Genomic DNA, 24,815 nt, shown 5'->3' on the forward strand with positions numbered 1-24,815 from the left:
AACCCGAACGAAATTAATTTTCACCCACCCAAAATTCCATAATACACATACAATTGTTAATAATAAAAACTTTACGTTCGTGTTATTTTGTAAAAAATAGAAGCTAATACTTGTTGAAATAGCATTCCAAAGACAACCGGCATAGCTACTTTTGAAGGGAAGTATGTTGTTGCGATGACAACCCCAACAGCAATATTGCGCATCCCTCCGTTAAAAATAAATGTCGCTTGATCGGCCTTGGTTTTTAAAAATAGCTTCCCAAGCACTAACGCTAGTACATAGCCTGATGCTGCTACAAGAAGTACTACCCCAATCACAAATGCGAGTTCGGCATTGATATTTTTCACATACGGTGCAATCGCGCTACTATTTATCATGATAATGCCAAATAGAGAGCATTTCGATAGCAATGCAAATGGCTGACTAAAGCGTTGTTGTAACGTTCCCTTCGTCCATTCCCCCACAATCATCCCTAGAATCGACGGTAATACAATCATCCAAATTAAATCAAAAATAAGTGAAACCGTATCAAGTTGAATCATTTCTCCGACAACAACATGTAAAAGTAACGGCATTAAAATGGGTGCCAGGAGCGTATCAATTAAAATAATGGCTAAACATAATGGAAGATTCCCTTTACTAATTGTTACCCAAATAACACTCGTAACACCTGTAGGTACAGCTACCGAAAGTAAAAAGCCGATTGTTAATAAATGATCATCAAAAATAATTTCCGCTAATGTGTACGCCCAAAGCGGCATTAAAATATGTAAAAATGCGATGACAAATAAAATGGTTCTCGGATAAGTTTTAAACACTTTAATGTCCCTAAATTTTAAGCTTAAACTGCTGATAAACGTCATAAGTGCAAATAAAATCGGTACTAAAAATAACAAATGACTCCCTATTTGCTCCATTAGTACGCCGATCACTAAACTTACTGGCGTTAGAATCGGCATATACCGCTGCATAAATTGATTAAGTTGTTGAACCATGACGATTGCCTCGTTTCTCAAGTTTGTTTCCATATGGCATTTTAGCATAGATTTTGTTTACCAAGATGCGGTCTACTCAACAATTTCCTCCTATTTCACTATCAAGAGGCTATGAAATAGACCCAGGTTCAAAGTAGCACAGACAAAACAATCGCACTAAAAAAATTTAGAAAAGTAAAATCAATCTGGGTTTTTTAACTTAGTTTTAACCTTCCAGAGGTAAATTAGCACACAATAGGAATTTATTAGGGAGTGTGTTAAAATGCAACAAAACCTTGCAACAAATACGTACAAAACTTGCTTTACTCGCGATTTAAAACCCGGACAAATCGTTTATGAGGACGTATACGTTGAAAACCGCCGCTTACTCGCTAAAGGGCATGTTTTAACAGAACGTATCATTAGTTTGCTACGAAATCGGAATGTCCAACAAGTACTAATCGAAAGAACAGCAACGAATATGGGTGATTCGTTGAAATCCTTTACGAAGGAAGCAACAAATCCAATCTCTACGGATATTCGCCACGATTACTTACGGGCATTAGGCCAGTTAAGCTCAGAAACACGTTATGGTAAATTGCTAAATAATGCAGAGGATATTCAATTATTAGCGGGGTTATTTACATCTTATTTAGAAAATCCAACCGTCTATAAACTTTTATCGAATTTAAAAAATCATGACGAAGCTACATATTTGCATTCAATTGATGTTTTTACACTGGGTACACTTTTTGCAATCTCAGAAGGCATACTTACTATTGAAGAAGTTGGCTTAGGTTTCTTGTTTCACGACATAGGTAAACTCTACACTGCGAGCGAATTACTTAAAAAGGTACAAAAATTAACCAAAAATGAATACGCTGTCATACAGTATCACGCTATGCAAGGCTATGAAATCCTACATCAACATGGCTTGGCTCATATCGCGCATTTTGCAAAATCACATCACGAGCGTGTCGATGGTTCTGGCTATCCAGAAGGCTTAGAAGCAAGTGAGCTTTCAATTGAATTACAAATTTTACAACTGGTCGATGTCTATTCAGCTTTAACAATGGATCGCCCCTATCACCCTGGTGATTGTGCAGTCATTGCCCTTGAAAAACTATTTAAAAAAGTTAGCCAGTTTAACGCAGGGTTACTGTACCGCTTCATTGATTTTGTTGGGATTTATCCTGAAAACGCGATTGTCCTATTATCAGACGGAAGTCAGGCCATTATTCAACAAGTCAATACCCTGTACCCGCTACTGCCAACAGTCAAGATTTTCAATACTGGTAACGTGCTACATATGCCAATGGACTTTAGCCTGTCGATTCATAAGCTCATTACATTCCATGTAGATTCACCGCAAGATTTATTTAGTAAATTCTCGGATTTCTTACTGAACAATGATGTCTTGCAAATGCGTCGTTACTACGAAAAATTAAAGCAACATTATCCGCAAAATGAATGGTTTTCACATATTTATTTACCTGTCTTTCATGTATTTCGTGTCATTGAAAACTATGAGATGGTGCCTGAAAAGCGCTTTAAAGAAGTGAAATCTACCCTTGTCTCCTTACTTGAAGATACATTAAAGTTATTCCGAAAAAGTGATCATGCCAAAAAGAAATTCATCCTCCTACTTGGGGATATCAAAAAGCCTGCTGTCATTAAGCTTTTCGAAGGCTTATTACACAGTCAAAATATTTACTCTTTCATTTCACCAGCAAATCAATCAAAAGAAGCCATTGAAAAACTGGTAAAACTCTGTAGCGTAGATAGCTTAATTTTAGTTAGTGAGCAGTTCATTAATATGCCAACGTTAGATATTCAGTATTATCATCTAACCGAATTTCAGCTTGAATCTTTCATGTCTCACTATGTATCTACTTCAATTGAACATCAACAATTAATAGATGACTTACAACGCTTTAATAAAACCGAGCACTTACTTTTTATTCAATAAGGAGAGCTGTTGCATATGATTACAGAAAATCTTCATTTACCCTCTTTACTAACACGGAAATATGTAGAACGTTTTGAGCGAACAATGCTTCTTCAACCGATGGATTATGTCGTTTCTGAACAGCAAGCACTGGAGCTACTTCAACAAATTCAATTAAAAACAAAAAATAATCCTTGGCTATTTGAACCGCTAAGCATGACAAGCTTTCAACAACAATATGCCTTTGTATATGAAGACTTTTCTGGACAAACGTTGCAACAATATCAAACTAGTAATCACCTGTCATTACACGAAATTATTCAAATCGCCCTAGAATTAACGAATGCCAGCATTAGCATTCATCAACAAGGCGATACAATAGAGCATTTTTCACCAAGCTATATTTTCATCCATCCTCAGTCACATAAAATAAAATTGCTAGCACCGACAACAATGAAACGTAGTCTTCTAAAAATACAGCCGCAAATAACTGATAAAAATTTACAAGATATAGCTTATTTAGCACCTGAGCAAACAGGTCGCGTCGCTACAGAAGCGGATGAACGAACCGACCTCTATGCTATTGGCGCTATTTTATTCGAGCTTGTTACAAACACTAAATTGTTCCATGCAGATAATGTCGTGGATTATTTATACTTTGTGCTGACAAAAGAACCTAACAAAGCCTTACTTGAAGCGCACTGTCAACTCGAAATACTTCGTGAAATCATCTTAAAATTACTAAGCAAGGATAAAGAAGAGCGCTATCAAACCGCGTTTGGATTACGACATGATTTATTAAAAACAATGAATTTACTTGTGGAACACGAATTTAACACACAGTTTCATCTTGGAGAGCAGGATATCCCCCTTCAGCCGATGATTTCAACCAAGCTTTACGGCCGTGATACCGAACAAATTTTTTTACAGCGTATTTATGAAAAAGTGAAGTTAGGTAGCAAAGAAATCGTTTTTATAAAGGGGATCTCTGGAAGCGGGAAGTCTGCCCTTGCAAAATCAATCAATACACAAGTTATTCAAAACCAAGGCTACTTTTTAGAAAGTAAGTTCGACCAATTACAAGAACAGCATTCATTTCAACCAATCGTTGAACCCCTGAGAAAATTACTGCAGCTAATTTATTTAGAAGGTGAACAATCTATCAAAAGCATTCAAAAAAATATGCGTACTATGGAACTAATCCTTACAGATAGTTTAATCCAACTCATACCTGAGCTTGAATGGTTTATGAACGAAGATTTTCGGATTGTTCACGAAAGTAAGCAGTATACGCTTCAAGTAAACGCGTTTATTTTCTCATCAATTGAAAAGGTGCTGCAAATTATTACTTTACAAAAGAAGACGGTCGTCATCTTTATTGATGATTTGCAATGGGCCCAAACCGAAGCGATTCAAATGTTGCAACAAATCTACAATCAATATGAAGGCGGTTATTTATTATTAATCATTGCTAGTCGCGAGGAAGTCGAACAGACAAACGAAATACTACTTCTATGGCAAAAAGAATTACCTGCATTTAGTACGATTCAAGTTCGTTTACTTTCACAAGCACACATTTTTTCACTCGTTAGTGATGTGTTAAAGTCTCAATGTGAAACCGCACATATTGTCGCACAACGTATTTTTCAAATGACGCAAGGAAATCCTCTTTTCGTACATGAAGTATTTCGGATTTTTATTAAGAACAACACGGTCTTCTATCAATTAGAGGAAGGACGTTGGGATTTAGATACCCAAAAATTACAACAAAGTATAGGTAATACAAATCTTTTTAGTTTTATAGAAAGTCGTATGAATATGCTTTCTGATTCGTCATTATCTTTATTGCAAATCGCGTCTTGCTTTGGCCATCATTTTGACTTTTATCTTTTAACAAAACTACAAAATGCACCTTACTACGAAATCCTTTCGAACTTAGAAGAATTGATTTCCAATGGCTTTATTCAGCCACTTGATACATTTTTAGATTTTACACACGAATCGATAATTGAAAATAGCCAACACTTACAATCAATGAAGTTTCAATTTGTTCATGACCGCATTCAGCAATCTGCCTATGAAATGCTGCCTCATGAGGTACGGCTACAAACACATTTTTCTATTAGCCAGTTATTACAACAGGAAGATATCCTTGAAAACCAATTACAAGCGCTTGTTCGTCAACTCAATCATTGTATGGAATTACTTTCTCCTACAGAGCATCAACAATTAGCCCTTTGGAATTACGAGCTCGGTCTGAAAGCTAAAAACGCGGGTCTTTATAGTAATGCGCGTCAATATTTCAATCAAAGTTTACGCTTCTTACCAGATGAAAAGTGGTACTCGATGCGGGAAGATACGATTCAAATCTATATGGCAATCGGGGAATGCGAATATTTAGTAGGTAATTATGAACAATCTAAAATTTATATTTTTGAAGCATTATCTCATGCACAATCGAAACTTGAAAAACTAAAAATTTACCGTTTAATGTCACTCATTTTCATTGAAGAGGAAAACACCGAACTCGTGTTGAACGCAGGCTTACAAGCTATGGAATTATGTAATCTAAACATTAAAATTGAGCCAAAAACTTGGGAAGTGGCAAAAGAATTTATCTTTGTTAAAATCGCGCTACGCAATAAAACAAACGAACAGCTAATGAATTTGAAGCCCATTGAAAATGAAGAAATTGATGTTGTCATTCAAATTATGATTAACATCGTCAGTAATTCGTTCCGTATGAGTCAAAACTTAACAGGCATGATTCTACTACGCTTAATGCGATTGCAATTACAATACGGTGCGCCTACCGAAAGCGCCATTGTCTTTATAAATTATGCCTTACTACTCATTTCTGGACCTAACGATGTTAAAGAAGCATTACGCTTCGGCAAATTGGCCGTATGGATGGCCGAAGAAACCGAAGATGCTTATATTAAGTCCCGTGTCTATTTTATTTATAGTATTTTCCTTAATCATTGGGAAAATGATTTTGATCGGAGTATCCGCTATATGAGGAACCTCCAACAAAATATGGAGCAACTCGGTCTCTATTACACGGTTACTGCCACTTCTTGTTTTTTAAGTAATGCCAAATTGCTTGATGGGCGTTCTTTACAAATAATTTCCGATGAACTCAACTTGCAGCAAAAACTTTACGGAAAATATACAAGTGTTTTAGCAATTGATTTTTTAGAAGAGTTTAAACACTGGGTTCGCGTGCTTACATCACCTGGTACGGATCTTATTTGGGATTCACATATTACGTTAAAAAATGAAGAAGCTGTGCTAATGATGCATTATACCCTTCGACTTCGTATGGCTTATTTGTTTAAAAATGAAATACAAATAAAACGATTGCTTCAAGATTTAGCGAAACAATCTGAAGAGGTCTTTTCGTTACCGACAACACCCATTTATCATTTCTTCCGCACGCTTTGTTATTTTGATTTCTTAAACGAGGACATGCAGCATCATTTTTCTAGAAAAGAATTAGCAAAAAATATTCGCGCTAGCTTACGACATTTTAAGCACTGGGCTAAACACGCCCCGCATCAGTACGAGCATTACTACACAGCGCTTTTAGCTGAGCAATATGCCCATAAAAGGCAATGGAAAAAGGCAACGCGCGCATACATTGAAGCGATCCAACTCGCTAAAATTTATCAGTTTCCACATGATGAGGCTGTCCTTCACGAACGGCTCGCAAAGTTGTATGTGAAACAGCTTGATGAGACAAAAGCGACCTACCATATTACACAAGGGATTGAAAAACTGCATGAATGGGGTGCGGTGGTCATTGCAAACAACTGGGAGCAGGACTATTCGGACTACATTACAACACGCAACATCAAATCACAGCCACTATTATCGTATGACATGATTAATTTATTCGATGCGACCCACCTTTTAGCGAATGAAGAGTTCGATACGGAGCAGATGCTACAGCAAATGTTACAGTCGATTTTAAAGCAAGCGAATGCAACGTCTGCCTATTTTATTCGTTACGTGCAGCCAACGTTTTATGTGTTAGCCAGTGCAGCTAATTCTGATCAATCGCTCTCATTTTCAGTACGTTCGGAATTAACGGAGCCTTCGATGAAAATTTTGCTCGACTATGTTGTTCAACTCGATGAACCGCTTGTGATTGGTAATTTAGAAAAGGACCTTGCGTTTACACATATCAAGCGTCCTGCAAAATCGATTCTTTGTATGCCGATTAAGTATAAGGGCAAAATTCAGGCATTTTTATATTTAGAAAATCAGCTATTATTAAATGCCTTTAGTAATGTACAGCTTGAGTTACTGCGCATTATTTCGACGCAAATGGCGGTAACATTAGAAAACACTGAAATTTACAATGAGCTCGAAAACCGCGTAAAGGAGCGGACAACCTCACTTGATCAAATGAATGTATCGTTAAAGGATGCTAATGAACGACTGGCAATTAATGAGCAGGAACGTAAAAAACTACTGCAAAGCATCTCTCATGAATTGCGCTCCCCTTTAACATCTACTTTAGGTTATATTGAATCAATTTTAGATGGTGTTGTACAAAATCCTGAGCAACAGACCTATTATTTACAGCGGAGCCGTGAGCGTTTACTTGCACTGAATCGACTTATACAAGATTTATTTGAATTAGCGAAACTTGAGGCTGGTCGTATGGATTTTTCATTCACTAAAGTATCTGTCCAAGATTTTTTCGAAGAATTTGCGTACCGATTTGAAGCTAATGTACTCGGTGCAAATCTCAGCTATTCGACATCAGGAAACTTGCAACCAAATCAATATGTCCTAGTTGATTTACTACGTATGGAACAGGTCATTTCCAATTTTATTTCGAATGCCATTAAGTACACAGAAAAGGGCCGCATTTCTCTGAAAATGTATGTTGAGGATGGGGAACTTATTTGCATTGTGGAGGACAGTGGGATCGGGATTCCTGAACATGAATTACCATTTGTTTTTGATAGCTACTTCCGCGCATCGAATTCGCATGTGTTGAATTCACACGGGATTGGTCTAGCCATTTGTAAAGAAATTATTACACAGCATCAAGGGAAAATTTATGTCGATAGCAAGGAGACCGGCTCACGCTTTTACTTTACATTGCCGATTCAATCTACATAAATAGGCACACATTTCGGCTTCTAAAGCTATCAATAGGACATGTGGCATCGTATATGTTATTTTTATGATATAGCATTATAGGAGGCGTTTGTATGTCACTTTATAAAAGTGGTTATGTATCATTATTAGTCGGCATTGTTTTATTAGTCGTGTCAATATTCTTTACGAGTGATTGGGGTCTTGGCGCTTGGCTAACTTTATTTGTCGCAAGTATTATTATTTGTACCGTTGGAATCATTATGCTGATCGTTCATTTAATCAAACAAATTAAGGCCGATAAAATTCGAAAAATGCAACAATAAAAACAAGCTGCTACGCGTAGGCATAGCAGCTTGTTTTTTTAATGTCTGGCCAGTCACACATTTACGTAGAACACGCGCGAAGAACATTTCTTCCAAGACACATTTCACTATCATTTATCTTCTTTCACCGACACAATTTTAACTGCGTCCTCATATTGAACACGTACCGTTTTGCGTGCTAATACAGACGTTCTCGCTTTTACTGGGACTATTTTTTTGTCCCCATTTAACTCGATTTCTACTAAAAAACACTTTGCCCCACACTGCACCTGCCTCACACTCCTAAATTCATTATAAATTTCATAGCAGGTTTTTGCGAATAATATGCAAAAAGCATCGAATGTAAAATCAGCATTTGGTACACTAAGAGATAGAAAAATGTATTGTGATTTGAGGTGAAGACAATGAATAAACGAAAACGCGCTTTATGGGGCTTTATCATTGGCGATGCTTATGGCGTGCCAATGGAATTTATGGATCGAGATACATTTAACGTACGCGATATGATTGGCTATGGTTGCTGGGATGTACCGGCTGGAACATGGTCTGATGATAGTGCGATGACGCTCATTACAATCGAGCATTTAATTAACGACACATCACTTGCTGATTTAAAGCGTGAATTTTGTAACTGGGCGTTTCGTGGCTACTGGACTTATAATGACGAGCCTTCATTTGATGTTGGCTTAACAATTGCTGAAGTGCTTAACCGCTGGGAACAAAACGGGATTTTTGAACAGGCAAAAAGCGATGAAAAAAGTAATGGGAATGGCGCGTTAATGCGCATTTTACCGATTGCCTTTTATAGCTACAAACGCTCGATTGAAGAACGCTATGTGAAAGATTACGCAACCTTAACACACGGCCATATCCGCTCAACACTTTGTTGTATGCACTATACATATGTTGTGCACAGTTTGATGGACGGCTTGTCGATTGAAGCGAGTCTACAAGCAGCAAATCAGTTACTAGATCCCTTGTTAAGAGATTATCCTGAAGAGCGTCCGCATTTTGAGCGCATTTATAACATTACGCGCCTAACACGTGATGACATTAATAGTAATGGCTATGTCATTCACACGTTGGAGGCTGTATATTGGAGCTTGCTACATAGTTCAAGTTATTTTGAGACGATTTATAATGCAGTTCATTTAGGTAGTGATACCGATACCGTTGCGGCAATTGCAGGTGGCCTAGCTGGGATTTACTACGAGGAACTCGATATTCCACAAGACTGGATGGGGCTCATTCCAAAACGTGAGGAAATTGACACACTGCTAAATCGTTTCGTAAAAGTTATTTTTTAATAAACTATATGAAATGGATACATTATTGCGTGTGCAACGTTTGAAAAAACACAATTTGATACTAGCATTCAATTCAAATTAAATAAATAAAAATAAGCAGTGCCCCTTTTTACGGGAGCACTGCTTTTATGTTGTGGCCATTAAATCGCTGTCTTTGTCTTCATCTTCAATTTCGCCAACGATTTCTGTTAAAATATCTTCCATTGTCACAAGCCCTATCGTTTTCCCTTTTTCGTCTGTTACAAGCGCCATATGGTTACGCGTTAGCTGCATTTTTTTAAATACACCTTTAATGGCAGCTGACTCTTTGTAGCGTGGGATTTCACGAATAAATGTATCCATTGTACTCATACGACCTGCTGCAATATCTGTCAGCATTTCTTTTGTGTTAATAAAGCCAACAATTACGGCCGTGCTTTTACTGCTATCCATTACCGGGTAACGTGTATATTCGTATTCATCGATGACCGCTAATGTTTGTTCAAGCGTAAATGATTTTTCGAGCGTAATCATGTCATTGCGCGGAATCATCACTTCACGTAATTCGCGTGTGTCGAATTCGAAAATGTTTTCTAAATACGCAAGCTCCGTTTGGTTAATTTCGCCGCCCTCATAACTTTGCGTAACAATCATTTTTAATTCTTCCTCTGAATACACCGTGTCATGTCCGGCTGGCTTCACACCAAAGCCTTTTAATAACAAGCGTGCTGAACCGTTTAATACCGAGATAAATGGTGCTGTTACTTTACCGAACCAATAAAGGATTGGTGCGAGTATCAGAGTCATTTTTTCAGCATACTGAATCGCTAATGTTTTTGGCATTAATTCGCCAAGTACAACGTGTAAGAACGTTACGATTGATAATGCGATAACGTATGACAATGCAGTTGCCATCGCTGCTGGTACGTTAAAATATTCAAATACTGGCTGTAGCATTTTTTCAACAGTAGGCTCACCTAGCGCACCTAAAATTAAGGCCGTGATGGTAATACCTAGCTGACATGCAGATAAATAGTAATCTAGATTTTCTGTTACTTTTTTTGCAGTAATAGCTTTTTTATTACCTTCTGAAATCAACTGATCGATACGTGACGTACGCACCTTTAAAATCGAAAACTCTGCACCTACGAAAAACGCAGTAAGTGCAATGAAAAGCGCGATTAATAATAAATTAATAATGATTATACTGTCCAATTAGCTCCCCCATCTTGAGGGATTCACCTCCGGAATTTATTGTTCGAATTCATATTGTTTTAGTAAGACTTCTTTAATATGCAAATGATCCATATCTTTTACAATCCAAGCATGATCTGCGGATTTGATGGTATCGCCTATTTTTAAATCGTCCCCGTTTTTCATTGCTTCGATATTCATATGCTGCATCCAACCACCGATTGTGTCGATGTCTTCACTATCTTCAAACTCAATGCCGAAACGATCCGTTAATTCGACTAACGGTACACGTGCATTAATAGTATATTCGTTTTCTCCTGTTTTTCGTATTTCATCCACTTCGTCTTCATCGAATTCGTCACGAATTTCACCAACGATTTCTTCTAAGATATCTTCCATCGTCAAGATGCCCGCTGTACCACCGAATTCGTCTAATACAACCGTCATGTGCACTTTTGCTTGTTGCATTTTTAGCAGTGCATCTTGAATTGGCGTGGCTTCTAAAACGTAAGGAATGTTGCGTACGAATTGCTCTAACTGGAAATCACGTTTTGATACGATATAGCTCAATAATTTATTAGCATTTACATAGCCGATAATATGGTCTTTATCATTATTTTCAATAATTGGGTAGCGCGTGTAATTCGATTCATCTAAGATGGCAATAATCCCCTCAGGGCTCATATTTTTATCCAGTGTCACTAAATCTGTACGTGGCACCATAATGTCTTTTGCTCTGCGCTCATCAAAAGCGAATACATTTTCTAAATAGCCAAGCTCTTGCTGGTCAATTTGCCCACCTTGGAAGCTTTGCACCATAATAATTTTTAATTCTTCTTCTGAATACGCTTGATCTTCACCTGCTGATTTTACACCAACTGCTCTTAATAAGATGCGAGATGTTCCATTTAATGCTTGAATAAATGGATACATGACTTTACCAAAATAGTAAAGTGGTGGTGCTAATAATAGCGTCACTTTTTCTGAAAACTGAATCGCTAATGTTTTCGGAGCCATTTCCCCAATGACGACGTGCAAGTAGCTGACAATCGCTAAAGCGATCACATAAGAAGCTGCAGATGCTACAACGTCTGACACGTTGAAATAGTCGAATACCGGTAATAGTAACTGCTTTACATAAGGCTTAGTAAATGCTCCTAAACCAATGGCTGTAACGGTGATACCTAACTGACAGGCTGATAAATAATAATCTAAATCACTAACAACTTTTTTTGCGATAATCGCTTTGGTATTGCCTTCTGCGGCCAAGTGGTCAATGCGTGATTTACGAATTTTTACGACCGCAAACTCTGCTGCCACGAAAAATCCAGTTAACCCTAAAAAGATGATTAATAAAACGATGTTTATAATGGTGTTTATGTCCAATTACTTCCCTCAATGAAGAGGGATTCACCTCCAAATAATTTTGTTTGCTGCTACATATTTACCCTTCTTTTTGCGATTCATTCTCTCAGATTGAAAATATGTATGTACTTCATAAGCTCTTAAAAGTAATACGTGATACTTCACGAAAAGGTTTCACTTATTTTAAAAAACCTTAAAACCGTAACGTTACAGTTTCATTGAGTATAAACGTTTCATGTAGCAAATGCAAAAAAACAGGTAGCCGCGATTTTATGGCCTACCTGTTTTTTTGATTATTTTTCTACTTCTGTTGACGATTTAATAATATTTCCGTTATATAATTGTACTTTTTCGTACTCTTTTTTATCGACTTGTAATACAAATGTATGTGGTACGCCTTCTTCATCACATTTGTCCCCACCGATATCAAATAATTGAACTGCTAAATAATTTTTGTAATCATATACACCATCCACTGCGATTCCACAGCTATCCGAATAGGTAACAACAAAGGCTGCCATGTACTTTTCTAGATCAATGTCAAAGCCATCCACTTGGAAACGTGCTTTTAACTCTTCTAGCTGACCTTCTGTGTTTGCATAAGCAATATGTGGTACGAGTGACTCATAAATTGGCGCAATTTTTTCTTCATATTTCACAATTTCAAAGGGTACCGCCTGTTTTTCACTAAACATTGGCCCTTTTTCTTCCTTGCTACTACATGCTGCTAATACTAGCAGTGTCATGATTAATAATACGTATTTTTTCATGGAGCTAATTCCCTTCTATATATACTCTTCTTTGTGATTTTAGTAAAATTCAGCGGTATTATCAAATTTCTGCATTTATATTAAAGAAAAAAGCACTTATGAACAATTTCGTTCATAAATGCCCTTAATTATGCGTTCGCTTTTGCGCGCTGGCTTTGATGCAATTTTTTCATAGCAAAGCGTGCAATTGGTTGTGCGATTAATAGCTCAATCCAAAAGGCAATCGCAAAGTTACGCGGCCAGATATAGAAGAGGTTTTGAATCGGCTTAAGAGAAATTTTCCCTTCACCAACCCAGCTTCCGATAATTGATAAACAGATTGATAATATCGTTACATTTAATACGGTATTTAATAGAACGCGTGCATTAAAGCCGTCCGTTTGACCAACAAACTTCGGCATAATTTTCCCCACAAGTGGGTCAGCAACAAGGCGGACTAATAATACTACAATTACCCACATAATAGGTAATAGTTTTAATGTGTCGAAGTAAACTTCTTTCGAAAAACCACGTTCAAATCCGATGATGAGCGGTGCGATTGTATTTACAGAAACAAAAATATAATTTTACGATAAGTCATTCAGCAGAACAGTTAACGATTAAAGCACAAGGCAATTTACAGGCAACCGAAGAAGTAGCAACAGCCTCAGAGGAAGTACTTGCTTCAATGGAAGAAATGGCTACTTCTGCAGAATCCTTAAGAAAACACCGTTCGAATTAAACTCTCGAACGGTGTTTTTCTCTTTACTCTTCGTTTGCTAATTTTTCTTTAACAAATGTCGGTAGCATAAATGCGCCAACATGTAAGTCGGTATTATAATACTTCGTTTTTAAGCCGAAATTGTTCCACTCCGTAGGCTTCACATCTTGAATTGGATCAAATGTTTTTGAGGCAAAACCGAATAACCAATGACCTGATGGATAGGTCGGCATATGGAATTGATACACGCTTGCAATTGGGAAAATATTTTTGATTTTCTTATGCGCTTTTCTCATATTTTCCGCATATTCCGCGAAATATGGCGATTCATGCTGGTTAATTAAAATTCCGTCATCAGTTAATACTCGGTAACATTCCTTATAAAATGCAGTTGTAAATAAGCCTTCACCCACTGAAATCGGATCGGTTGAATCCACTAAAATTAAATCAAATGACTTGTCCTGAGCATTTTTTACATATGCTAACCCGTCATCAAAAATCATCGTCATGCGCGGGTCTTCTTCTACCCCTGCCGCTGTTAATGGTAAATATTTTTGACTTAAACGGAATACTAATTCGTCAATTTCTACCATAACTACTTTTTCAACTGATTTGTAGCGTAGTACTTCACGCGCTGTACCTCCGTCGCCACCACCAATAATTAATACATTTTTAATATTCGGATTTGTAGCAAACGCTGGGTGTGTGATCATATCGTGATAAACAAATTCATCTTTTTCATTGACCATCATCAGTCCGTCTAGTGTAAAAAATGTACCGAAATCGTCGCCTTTATAAAAATCAATTTGCTGGAATGGTGATGCTTCACTGTGTAGTTGCTCGTTGTAGCGTAGTGAAAATCGGCAATCATCACTCCATTGTTCTGTATACCATTTCATTACATCGCTGCCTCCACAACTTCTTGTTTTACAGAAATTTGCTCAATTTCTTGCTCTGCGAATTGGCGGATTTTATCAGCCATGCCACGTGGAACTTCGAATGATTCTGTCTTTTTCGCTTGTAATTTCTGTTCTAAATATTCGGCTGCCTTCCATGGGCTCACTGAATCACCACATGTGTACACGTCTACTGAAGCAAAGCCGTATTCTGGCCAAGTATGGATTGTTAAATGTGATTCCGCAATAATTACCGCGCCTGAAACGCCGTATGGGTTGAAGTGGTGGAAACAAGATTCTACAATTGTTGCACCAGAATAATCCGCTGCCTCGTTCATAAATTGCTCAATTAATTTGTTTTGCTCAATAATTTCTGCTGGGCAACCATAAAATTCGATTAATACGTGTCTTCCTAATGTTGATAATTCAATGCTCATTTATCTATCTCCCTTAAGTACTAAAATTTGATGTTTTTCTTGTGTTTCCACCAGAACATTGCCAATATTGCGACTATAGAAGTCATAAACCTGCAAGACGCGGGGTGAAATAACCTCACCCGGAATCACAAGTGGAATGCCTGGCGGATAAATCATAATAGAATCGGCACTTATTCGGCCAATTGCTTCATATATATTGATCGTTTCATGCAACTGCTGACTTGCCTGCTGTGGTGTCATGGCAAGTTCATTCATTTTCTCATTTAAAACATTTGGCAAATGGATCGGCTGTTGTTTGGCAAAACGTTGTTCAATATCCTTTAATGCATGGACTAACTTCGTCAGGGATTGTTCACTGTCCTTATAGCTAATGACACACATCACGACATAACCTTCCGCAAGTTCAGCTTGGATACCATAGTGTTTTTTTAATAATGTATACACTTCAAAGCCTGTTAGCCCTAAGTCATTTACGCGAATGACTAGCTTTGTCCAGTCATACCCTTGCTTGAACTTTTTGTTAACATAATCTGACTTTAATACTTCGTAGCGTGAATTTATTTCAAGTATTTCAATCGCCTGCATGACAACTGGCTTCAATGCTTCAAAGCGTTCGCGGCCAAATAATGCGAGTTCTTTTCTTGCGACATCGAGTGAGCTCATTAATAAATAGCTGGCACTTGTTGTTTGCAACATATTTATAACTTTTTGCATATGATTACTAGGAATTAAAGTTGTCTTTTGCAGCAAAAGCGAGCTTTGTGTAAGGGAGCCCCCTGTTTTATGCATGCTAAGTACAACCAAATCCGCGCCCGCTTTAATCGCATCAAGTGCTTCTGGCAATACAGTTAAATGCGCGCCATGTGCACTATCAACTAATACAATTGTATTTTGTTCATGCGCTAATTCACAAATTTTCTTAAGTCCATTCATCGCCCCAAAATACGTTGGGTAGGTGACTAAAATCGCTTTTGCGTGTGGATTTTCCACGAGCGCTTTTTTGGCACTGTCGACAGAAATACCATGTGCAATGCCGAACTTTTCATCGATTTCGGGCTGAATAAATACCGGCTTGGCGCCACTTAGCAAAATACCGTTCATGACGGATTTATGGCAGTTACGTGGAACGAGTATTGTGTCGTTTTGCTTACACGTTGCTAAAATCATGGCCAAAATTCCAACTGTCGTACCGTTCACTAAAAAATACGCTTCATCTGCATCAAAGGCCTGTGCCGCTAAGCGATGAGCTTCTTTAATAACACTTTCAGGATGGCTCAATAAATCGAGCTCCTGCATGGAATTGGCGTCCATTCGCAATGTCATTTCACCAAGCGTATCGTTTAGTGGATGATCATCGATTCCGCGCTTATGGCCGGGTACGTCAAATGGGGTAATGTCTTTTTTTGCATAGCTTACGAGTGCGTCGTAAAGCGGTGTGCGCTGCTGTGTAGTGACGAATTCATCCGCCACTACACGCTCTACAACTAGCATTATTGTACCTTTACTAAAAGCTGGTGTTTTAAGTCGCTTACTTTATCTGTTCTTTCCCAAGGGACATCTAGTTCGGTACGTCCAAAATGACCATACGCAGCAACTTGTTTGTATTGCGGTTTACGTAAATCGAGCATGTTAATAATGCCGTTTGGTGTTAAGTCAAAAATTTGACGAATCGCACGAATGATTTCCTGTGTTGAAACCTTTTCGGTACCGAATGTTTCAACGGCGATACTAATTGGTTCACTTACCCCAATGGCATACGAAAGCTGAATTTCACATTTATCAGCTAAGCCTGCTGCGACAATATTCTTTGCCACATAGCGCGCTGCATATGCTGCAGAACGATCTACTTTTGTGCAGTCTTTACCTGAAAATGCTCCGCCGCCGTGACGAGCTGCCCCGCCGTACGTATCAACAATGATTTTACGTCCTGTTAAACCAGCATCTCCGTGAGGTCCGCCTACAACGAAGCGTCCTGTTGGATTAATTAAAATGCGGAAGTCATCATTCATCGCAAATTCACGCGCAGTTTGTTTAATAATGTGCTCAGCTACGTAAGACTTAAACGCCTCTTCTTCAAAGTCATCATCATGCTGAATTGACATTAATACGGTATCTACCTTCGGGGTAACTGATGTGTAATCAATTGTCACTTGTGATTTCATATCGGGACGAGCCCACTTAAATTCACCTGACTTACGTAATTTGCTTGCACGCTTCACAAGTGCGTGTGCCATCTCAATTGCAAGTGGCATATAGTTTTGCGTTTCATTTGTCGCAAAGCCAAACATAATGCCTTGGTCACCGGCACCAACCTCTTGCGTATCACTTGAAGCATCTACACCCATTGCGATATCTGGAGATTGTGTGTGTACCAGTACTTGTACGTTACAGTTGTTACCGTCAATGCCAAATTTGTCATCTGTGTAACCAATATCAGTTAACGTTTGACGGGCGATTGCCTCAAAATCAATTACGGCTTTTGTCGTAATCTCTCCACCAACAATCACGGTATTCGTTGTTGTAAATACTTCACAAGCAACGCGTGATAGTGGATCTTGTGCTAACGCTGCATCTAGCACTGCATCTGAAATTTGGTCTGCGATTTTATCTGGATGCCCTTCCGATACGGACTCCGATGTAAATAATACTTTTTCTAACAATTGTCACTTCTCCTAACATTCATCATATTTACTTGAATTTAGGCACAAAAAAAGCTCACCCAATTTTTAAGGAAAGCTTCGAAAAGTATCATCTGCTGTTCCTCTTATTGTTCACAAAATAATTTTTGTGCTCAGGTTCGGCCCACAGGATTCTACCCTGCTTGAATAAAATTGTTTGGCCACCACATCTTCGACCCCTCGTCTCAGTGGTTATTAATAAGAGCTATATTCTTTATGCTGAGACTCATACTAAGTTATAAAGATTTTAAAGTCAACAGTATTTTTGATAAATTTTTAGGATTGATATGCTAGAAAATGGATCCCTATTGCTAGAATACTACTCAATATGCAAAATAATAAAGGTTTTTTATGATTGTATTTTAATGCAATATTACTCATAAATATAAATTCAAAGGTTTTCCATTAGTAATAGAAGAAACTCCTATATTATTTGGTACTAATTGTGTTACGAAAACAAAAAGCCATTTAAAGAATGACACTTTTCAAGCAGGAATTTTCCATACAATTGAATACTGAAAATACGCTTCAACACACTAAAGTTCTAAAATTCATAATATATAGACATTTAATTTGCAACCGAATCAAGTCAAAAAAACACTAAAAAGACCATCACCTCACACCTGTGAAATGATGGCCTATTTTAAACTTATACTTTAAACTTATACTTTAAACTTTCCAATTTCCTGCTGTAATTCTGCCGCGCTATCAACTAACGCTAGGGCAATGCCACTTACTTCTTGCATCGTTGCCGACTGCTCCTCCATCGCTGCTGCAATGGAATCGACGCTTTGTGAAGCTGCATCTGCCCCAATAGCAATTTCATTGACCGATGCCGAAACTTCTTCAGCACTTGCTGATAGCTGCTCCGCTGTTGCTGAAATGTCTTGGATTTGATTTGTCATGACACTTACAGCACCAACGATTTCATGGAATGATTCTCCGGCATTTCCGATAATCTTTACACCTTCTTTTACAGAGCCTAACGCACTCGATACCGCCTGTTCAACGTTTGCTGTATCACGCTGGATTTCCACTGTTAACCCAACAATTGAGTTTGCCGATTGCTTCGAGCTTTCCGCTAAGTGACGGACTTCATCTGCCACAACCGCGAAGCCTTTCCCGTGCTCTCCTGCACGTGCTGCTTCGATTGCTGCGTTGAGAGCAAGTAAATTTGTTTGATCGGTAATATCGGTAATCACTTTTGTCATATGCTCAATTTCAATCGTTTGCTGAGCTAGTTTTTGCACTAATTCATTTACCGTTGCCGTTGAATCGTTAATTGTCGTCATCTGGACTTTTGCTTGTTCAATTGTGTCGACACCCTTTGAAGCGGTTTGACTAGCATCCAACGCTGAATTATGCAGAACTTGTGATGATTCTGCGATACGCTGAACACCTTGAGCCGTTTCTTCCATCGCACGTGCACTTTCACTTGATGCGGATGCCGATGCTTGAGCTGAATCTGAAGTTGCCTCTAATTGCTTTGTGACATCTTCTGTTGTTGCCGTAATTTCTTCCGTACTTGCCGATAGTTCCTCAGATGCTGCCGTTAACTGCTGGGCATTTCCCTGTACAGATTGAATCAGCTGATGCAAGTTATCCTTCATTTTATTGAAAATCATACCAAGTTGGCCGATTTCATCTTTTGAAATCACTTTAATGTCTTGCTGTGTTAAATCGCCATCCGCAATGAATTCTGCCGCATGCATTAATCGACTAAGTGGATGAATGATTGTACGGCGGATAAAAATAATTAAAACAATTGCTACTACAATTGCTAATACAACACTTACTAATGACACAATTCTTGTATAGCTAATCGCCTTTTCTGATTCCTCTTTTATTTTTACCAGCTGTTGTTCTTGATAACTAACCATCTCAGTTGCCGCTTCTAAAATCCCTTCATTAGCTACAACAAGATCTGAATTGACAATGTTAAAACTCACCATAATATCATCATTACGATCTAATGAAGCGAGTAATTTTTCTACACCTTCATTAAAGGTAGCATTATGTACTTTAATTTCAGCAATTAAGCCTTTCATTAATTCTGAGCTAACCATGCCCTCTAACGTATGAATATTTTCATCAAGTGCCGCTGCGTGCGTTGTTAGTAAATCACGGTTTCCCTGTGAATCTTCTAAAATTAATGCACGTGAATAAGCACCTTGAAAAGCTAAATTTGCACGAATATCATCGACAATCCCAATTTGCTCCACACGATTATCTAAAGCATCTGATTGTTTGTTTTCTACTGTCGATAAGTTTATAAAAACAAGGATTGTTGTCAAAATCATCAAACCGATGATGGTATAAAACGATAAATTCAACTTTAAACCGACCTTCATAATTAATCCCCCATTTTACTATATTTTTATTTTAATAGTAGCATTGATTAATAGTATTTCAGTTGAAATTTATGAACATTTTTAGTTTTTTAGTTCTATAACGAACTGTCTAAAAATTAAAGACACAAATCATTAATCCAAATCGGGTGTGCCCCTTTCTTCTATCTTTTCTAGTTGTTCTATTCCCGTTTTCTTCTATAATGAAAAGGAAAAAGGAGTGATTCGATTGTTCGAGCAAAAAACAGTCATTATTACCGGCGCGGCACAAGGTATGGGGCGCGCGATTGCTAAACATTTTGCAAAAGCGAAAGCAAATGTTGTGGTGGCAGACATCGAAGAAAACGGACAGACTTTAGTAAATCAACTAATTGAGGAGGGCTACTCCGCCATTTTTGTAAAAACGGATGTACGCAGTGAACAGCAAATCAAACAGTTGATCCATACTGCAGCAACTCAATTTAATGGCCTTCATGTCATCATTAATAATGCAGGTAAAGGTAATTGGCAATCACCACTAACACTCTCTTTGGACGAATGGGATGATGTCGTAAACACGAATTTACGTAGCGTATTTTTATGCGCGCGTGAAGCGGTCCATTATATGAAGGAAGGTGGGGCGATTATTAATATGGCTTCCACACGCGCCTTTATGTCAGAGCCCCATTCTGAAAGCTATGCTGCGACAAAGGCTGGCATCATCGGCTTAACTCATGCACTTGCCAGTTCACTAAGTGCATACAACATTACAGTCAATGCCATTTCACCGGGATGGATTGAAACCGGCGACTACAGTGAATTACGCGACATCGATCATAAGCAACACTTTTCAAATCGAGTTGGGACACCGGATGATATTGCGCGCGCATGCTTTTACCTAGCGAATCCGCTCAACAATTTCGTAACGGGCACGAATTTAACAATTGATGGTGGTATGACAAAGAAAATGCTATACGAGGAATGAAAAAAAGCGAACGCTCCTATTACTTAGCGTTCGCTTTCTTCATTATTTTAAAAGCTTTTGTAAATATTCAATTTCGGCATCTAGTACGCCGTGCCCACCATCGAGTAACTTCATCGTTGTATTTAGGAATGTTTGCTAGATAAATAGACAAAAAGCTGTGCCTTTTTTGGCTCAGCTTTTTGCTTATTCTCTAACTATTTTGCTTTAGCAAATGTTTGTAAAAACAGCTCGATTGGCTGTACACCTGTAATCATGTATTTATCATCAATAACAAACACAGGCACACTACGAATCCCTTCGTGCCCAGCTTCCATACGGTCTTGGTCAACCGCATCTGCATACTCTCCATTGACAAGCACTTGTTTTGCTTGATCTGTATCTAATCCAATAGCTTCTACTACACTTAGTAAGTCTTGTTCTAGATTTAAATCCTTTCCTTCTGTGAAAATCGCGCGGAAGAAACCTTCAGTAGCTTCCTGAGATTTGCCGAATGTTGCGGCCCATTTCGTCAATTGATGTGCTTTTTTAGTGTTCGGTGCTTTCATCGTATCGTAGTTGTATTGTAAGCCCATTTCCGCCGCTTGAGCACGTAAGCCTTTTGTTGTTTCTAGTGTTTCCTCGCGTGTACGGCCAAACTTCTTTGCGAGTAAATCCACAGTGGGCGTCGATTTTTCAGTTGAGGCATCCGGCGTTAATTGGAATGCCTTTAATTCAAATTCTACCGCTTCCCCACTTTGTTCGATTGCTTGATCTAAGCGGCGTTTTCCCATATAGCTAAATGGGCAAGTAAAATCTGCATATAATTGAACTTTCATAACGTTCATCCCCTTTGTTCTTGTTAGCATCAGTATAGGTACCTTAACGTTTTACAACAATATGCAAATACCCGTTTTCGTCGGTTAAGCAACATCTAACGGAATCTGTTGCCGAAAAAAGTCCTGCTAGGGCGTAACTAGCAGGACTTACTATTATTATTTCTTCGTTTCTTTTTCTAACTCTTTTAAAATCAATTCGCCTTCGATATCAATGTTCGGTAGGATTTTATCTAACCTTTTTGGCATATACCAAGCCGCTTTGCCTAGTAAAATCATGACCGCCGGCACAATCATCATACGTACAATAAAGGCATCAAAGATTCCCCCGAACGTTAACGCTAAACCGATAATTTTAGTCATTGGGTCTGGTATACCGCAATCATAATCAGACCTAGCTGTTACAACACCGCCGATAGGTTTTAATTTTGTTGACAGCTACTTTTTCTCATGGTATATTTATTTCGAATTCAAGATAAATGATTTCAAAACAAATTCTGCAATCCTTCCCTTTTACATTTAGGGAATTTTATTTTACTTATATATCTCAAATTCGAGATAATTTTAGGAGGAAAAGAACATGACAAACTGGACAATCGATCAATCACACTCAACGGTAGGCTTTGAAGTAAAACACATGATGGTATCAAAAGTGAAAGGCCAATTCGACAGCTACACAGCAAATCTTGACGTAGCAAACCCAGCAGATTTATCGGACGCATCAATTAGCTTCATTTTTGATGTAGCAAGCATCAATACAAAAAGCACGGACCGCGACAATCACTTGAAATCAGCGGACTTCTTTGATGTAGACACGTTCCCAAGCATTTCATTCACTTCTACAAACGTAGAAAAAGATGGCACTGACTACAAAGTAACGGGTGATTTAACAATCAAGGATGTAACAAAACCAGTTACATTTGATGTAGAATTCGGTGGTAAAGGTACTAATCCATGGGGCGTAGAAGTTTACGGCTTCGAGGCTTCAGCAAAAATCAACCGCGAAGAATTTGGCCTAACATGGAATCAAGCGCTTGAAACAGGCGGCGTGTTAGTAGGAAAAGACATTAAAATCAATGTGGAACTAGAGGTTAACCCGGAACAATAATTTTTGGGGCTACACGATTCTTTGTAACTTTGCCAAACTAGAAAAAGCATCTCCAGCACATGGGAGATGCTTTTCTTTATACACCGTTAGCTGCTGCACTTTGATCGGCCTTCACACAATCAATCGCAACGACTAACGAGATGATAATCATTTCCCACTTTTCCTCAAACACCTGAATCTGATACGTATCGCCCCATGTAAGCCATTCTTTACTCACACGGCCTATCGTTTCACCATCTTTTACAACATCAAATTCCATATCCCACACATTGCCGGTCACTTCAATCCCCTCACCAACAACAGAATACTTCGCTTTAAAAAAGCTAAATTCTTTTTTAATCGTAAAGAGATTGCGTCCTTCTACTTCCACATAAAACGTCGGTAACCAACTCAATGTTTTCTTTGTGATTAGAGCTCGCTCGTTTTGTTGCATATCACGAATGGTAAATGTTTTCGGAATTTGCAGGAAGCTGCCTTCGATTTTATACACTTCTTGCTGTAATTCATCGAATACATTAAAACGCCCGCGCATGCTCATGATTTTTTGTTTTAAGTAGAAAGATTTCATTAAAACCCGCCCCTTTTCGATTGCTTTAGTACATATACGAATTCACGTATAAAAAGATTCAACCTTGTTATAACACCTAAATTCATTCTATCAAACTTCAAATTGAAGTAATTTTTACAATTGTCTGATAGTTGACGCTTTTTAAATTTACAAAATTAGTATATATTAAAGTTGATTCAATAACTTTTCAAATCTGGAGGGATATTTATGAGGGTAAAGTCTAGGTATTCAGTATTGTTAGCAAGTGCATTATCCATCGCTTTATTAGTTGGGTGTGGCGATTCAGATTCTGGAAGCGACGTTCAATTAAACGATTTATCCATCGCTGATATTGAAACAAAAGCAAAAGAAGAAGGTAAAATCAACTCAGTTGGGATGCCTGACGCGTGGGCAAACTGGAAAGAAACCTGGGAAGAGGTATCCGACAAATATGGCTTAAAGCATGTCGATACAGATATGTCGAGTGCTGAAGAACTTGCAAAATTTGAAGCTGAAAAAGACAACGCTTCTGCCGATTTAGGTGACGTAGGTATTGCTTATGGCCCAATCGCAGAAGAAAAAGAACTTACACATAAATATAAAACTTCGTACTGGGATGATATTCCGGACTGGGCAAAGGATGATGACGGGGACTGGATCGTAGGCTATACCGGTTCGATCGCATTCATTGCAGACAAAAACAAAGTGCCGAACATTCCAAAATCTTGGAAAGAACTTCTTGAATCAAACTATACCGTGACAATTGGTGATGCCCTAACAGCAAACCAAGCACAATTTGGGATTTTAGCAGCAGCGATGGCAAATGGTGGTGACGAGTCAAACATCCAACCAGGGATCGATTATTTCGCTGAATTAGCAAAGCAAAAGCGTTTATCCGTAGTTGACCCTACTGTAGCGACACTTGAAAAAGGTGAAAATGAAGTTGCAATTGTTTGGGACTTCAACGGCTTAGGCTACCGCTCACAAATCGACGAGTCTCGCTTCGATGTGACAATTCCGTCTGATGCATCTGTTGTATCAGGCTACGCAACAATCATTAACCGTTATGCTAAAAATCCACATTCTGCGGCACTTGTGCGTGAATATATCCTTTCAGATGAAGGCCAAGATAACTTAGCAAAAGGGTTCGCTCGTCCAATTCGTGAAAACGCGAAACTTTCAGAAGAAGGTAGCAGCAGCCTATTAGATGCTTCCTTATATACAAACGTTCAGCCAATTGAAGATTATGATGCATGGAGTGATACAACTGCCTCATTACCAAGCGTATGGCAGGAACAAGTATTAGTACATGTTAAATAACTTCAAAACGCTCTATTTAGAAGACAAATT

General features: G+C 38.3%; 21 protein-coding genes and 1 pseudogene. 8 read left to right on the forward strand and 14 right to left on the reverse strand.

Annotated elements, in window-relative coordinates; all coding sequences use genetic code 11:
• Positions 1-71: 71 nt before the first annotated feature.
• Complete coding sequence (locus NSQ62_RS16700) at positions 72-995, reverse strand: bile acid:sodium symporter family protein (RefSeq protein WP_341321221.1); 924 nt, start codon at positions 993-995, stop codon at positions 72-74.
• Between the two features lie 262 nt (positions 996-1,257).
• Between NSQ62_RS16700 and NSQ62_RS16705 the strand changes: the two genes are divergently transcribed.
• From NSQ62_RS16705 to NSQ62_RS16715, 3 genes are all read left to right on the forward strand, one after another.
• Positions 1,258-2,943 carry an HD domain-containing phosphohydrolase gene (locus NSQ62_RS16705; protein ID WP_341321222.1) on the forward strand — a complete coding sequence of 562 codons (1,686 nt, stop codon included), beginning with the start codon at positions 1,258-1,260 and terminating at the stop codon, positions 2,941-2,943.
• A gap of 15 nt (positions 2,944-2,958) precedes the next feature.
• Complete coding sequence (locus NSQ62_RS16710) at positions 2,959-8,058, forward strand: ATP-binding protein (protein WP_341321223.1); 5,100 nt, start codon at positions 2,959-2,961, stop codon at positions 8,056-8,058.
• A 92-nt stretch (positions 8,059-8,150) separates the two neighbouring features.
• Complete coding sequence (locus tag NSQ62_RS16715) at positions 8,151-8,360, forward strand: hypothetical protein (RefSeq protein ID WP_341321224.1); 210 nt, start codon at positions 8,151-8,153, stop codon at positions 8,358-8,360.
• A gap of 110 nt (positions 8,361-8,470) precedes the next feature.
• Here the strand turns inward: NSQ62_RS16715 and NSQ62_RS16720 are convergent, their stop codons facing one another.
• Positions 8,471-8,629 carry a hypothetical protein gene (locus NSQ62_RS16720; RefSeq protein ID WP_341321225.1) on the reverse strand — a complete coding sequence of 53 codons (159 nt, stop codon included), beginning with the start codon at positions 8,627-8,629 and terminating at the stop codon, positions 8,471-8,473.
• Positions 8,630-8,764: 135 nt separating this feature from the next.
• Between NSQ62_RS16720 and NSQ62_RS16725 the strand changes: the two genes are divergently transcribed.
• On the forward strand, positions 8,765-9,667 hold the full coding sequence (locus NSQ62_RS16725; RefSeq protein WP_341321226.1) for an ADP-ribosylglycohydrolase family protein: 903 nt from the start codon (positions 8,765-8,767) through the stop codon (positions 9,665-9,667).
• Between the two features lie 126 nt (positions 9,668-9,793).
• Here NSQ62_RS16725 and NSQ62_RS16730 read toward each other — a convergent pair whose 3' ends face one another.
• The 4 genes from NSQ62_RS16730 to NSQ62_RS16745 form a co-directional block, all read right to left on the reverse strand.
• Positions 9,794-10,861, reverse strand: coding sequence for a hemolysin family protein (locus NSQ62_RS16730; protein WP_341321227.1), 1,068 nt, complete (start codon positions 10,859-10,861; stop codon positions 9,794-9,796).
• A 36-nt stretch (positions 10,862-10,897) separates the two neighbouring features.
• The gene (locus tag NSQ62_RS16735) at positions 10,898-12,226 is read right to left on the reverse strand and encodes a hemolysin family protein (RefSeq protein ID WP_341321228.1); all 1,329 of its coding nucleotides are present in this window, start codon (positions 12,224-12,226) and stop codon (positions 10,898-10,900) included.
• A 272-nt stretch (positions 12,227-12,498) separates the two neighbouring features.
• Positions 12,499-12,975, reverse strand: coding sequence for a Fe-S oxidoreductase (locus NSQ62_RS16740; protein WP_341321229.1), 477 nt, complete (start codon positions 12,973-12,975; stop codon positions 12,499-12,501).
• A gap of 128 nt (positions 12,976-13,103) precedes the next feature.
• Entirely contained in the window at positions 13,104-13,376 is a 273-nt protein-coding gene (locus NSQ62_RS16745; RefSeq protein WP_341321230.1) for a hypothetical protein, read from the reverse strand.
• 137 nt (positions 13,377-13,513) lie between these two features.
• On the opposite strand from NSQ62_RS16745, the gene NSQ62_RS16750 reads away from it, so the two are divergent.
• Positions 13,514-13,696, forward strand: coding sequence for a hypothetical protein (locus NSQ62_RS16750; RefSeq protein ID WP_341321231.1), 183 nt, complete (start codon positions 13,514-13,516; stop codon positions 13,694-13,696).
• A gap of 23 nt (positions 13,697-13,719) precedes the next feature.
• On the opposite strand, the gene speE is transcribed toward NSQ62_RS16750, so the two are convergent.
• The 5 genes from speE to NSQ62_RS16775 all read right to left on the reverse strand — a co-directional run bounded on the left by speE (position 13,720) and on the right by NSQ62_RS16775 (position 20,037).
• The gene (gene speE / locus NSQ62_RS16755) at positions 13,720-14,574 is read right to left on the reverse strand and encodes a polyamine aminopropyltransferase (RefSeq protein ID WP_341321232.1); all 855 of its coding nucleotides are present in this window, start codon (positions 14,572-14,574) and stop codon (positions 13,720-13,722) included.
• On the reverse strand, positions 14,574-15,008 hold the full coding sequence (gene speD, locus NSQ62_RS16760) for an adenosylmethionine decarboxylase (protein ID WP_341321233.1): 435 nt from the start codon (positions 15,006-15,008) through the stop codon (positions 14,574-14,576). The genes speE and speD overlap by 1 nt, the downstream gene beginning before the upstream one ends.
• The gene (locus NSQ62_RS16765; protein WP_341321234.1) at positions 15,009-16,499 is read right to left on the reverse strand and encodes an aminotransferase class I/II-fold pyridoxal phosphate-dependent enzyme; all 1,491 of its coding nucleotides are present in this window, start codon (positions 16,497-16,499) and stop codon (positions 15,009-15,011) included.
• Positions 16,499-17,668 carry a methionine adenosyltransferase gene (metK, locus tag NSQ62_RS16770; protein ID WP_341321235.1) on the reverse strand — a complete coding sequence of 390 codons (1,170 nt, stop codon included), beginning with the start codon at positions 17,666-17,668 and terminating at the stop codon, positions 16,499-16,501. The genes NSQ62_RS16765 and metK overlap by 1 nt, the downstream gene beginning before the upstream one ends.
• 680 nt (positions 17,669-18,348) lie before the next feature.
• Positions 18,349-20,037: a methyl-accepting chemotaxis protein gene (locus NSQ62_RS16775; protein ID WP_341321236.1), complete on the reverse strand. Its 1,689-nt coding sequence runs from the start codon at positions 20,035-20,037 to the stop codon at positions 18,349-18,351.
• Between the two features lie 226 nt (positions 20,038-20,263).
• Between NSQ62_RS16775 and NSQ62_RS16780 the strand changes: the two genes are divergently transcribed.
• Positions 20,264-20,998, forward strand: coding sequence for an SDR family oxidoreductase (locus NSQ62_RS16780; protein ID WP_341321237.1), 735 nt, complete (start codon positions 20,264-20,266; stop codon positions 20,996-20,998).
• 194 nt (positions 20,999-21,192) lie between these two features.
• Here the strand turns inward: NSQ62_RS16780 and NSQ62_RS16785 are convergent, their stop codons facing one another.
• Entirely contained in the window at positions 21,193-21,813 is a 621-nt protein-coding gene (locus NSQ62_RS16785; RefSeq protein ID WP_341321238.1) for a DsbA family oxidoreductase, read from the reverse strand.
• A gap of 156 nt (positions 21,814-21,969) precedes the next feature.
• Positions 21,970-22,161, reverse strand: a pseudogene (locus NSQ62_RS16790) (hypothetical protein); the annotation flags it as partial.
• Positions 22,162-22,390: 229 nt separating this feature from the next.
• On the opposite strand from NSQ62_RS16790, the gene NSQ62_RS16795 reads away from it, so the two are divergent.
• Complete coding sequence (locus tag NSQ62_RS16795) at positions 22,391-22,918, forward strand: YceI family protein (RefSeq protein ID WP_341321239.1); 528 nt, start codon at positions 22,391-22,393, stop codon at positions 22,916-22,918.
• A 76-nt stretch (positions 22,919-22,994) separates the two neighbouring features.
• Here the strand turns inward: NSQ62_RS16795 and NSQ62_RS16800 are convergent, their stop codons facing one another.
• Complete coding sequence (locus NSQ62_RS16800; protein WP_341321240.1) at positions 22,995-23,486, reverse strand: LURP-one-related family protein; 492 nt, start codon at positions 23,484-23,486, stop codon at positions 22,995-22,997.
• A 207-nt stretch (positions 23,487-23,693) separates the two neighbouring features.
• Between NSQ62_RS16800 and NSQ62_RS16805 the strand changes: the two genes are divergently transcribed.
• A complete protein-coding gene (locus NSQ62_RS16805; protein WP_341321241.1) occupies positions 23,694-24,785 on the forward strand; it encodes an ABC transporter substrate-binding protein in 1,092 nt (363 codons plus the stop codon).
• Positions 24,786-24,815 lie beyond the last annotated feature (30 nt).

This window comes from Solibacillus sp. FSL H8-0523 (assembly GCF_038051985.1).
Classification (GTDB): Bacteria; Bacillota; Bacilli; order Bacillales_A; family Planococcaceae; genus Solibacillus.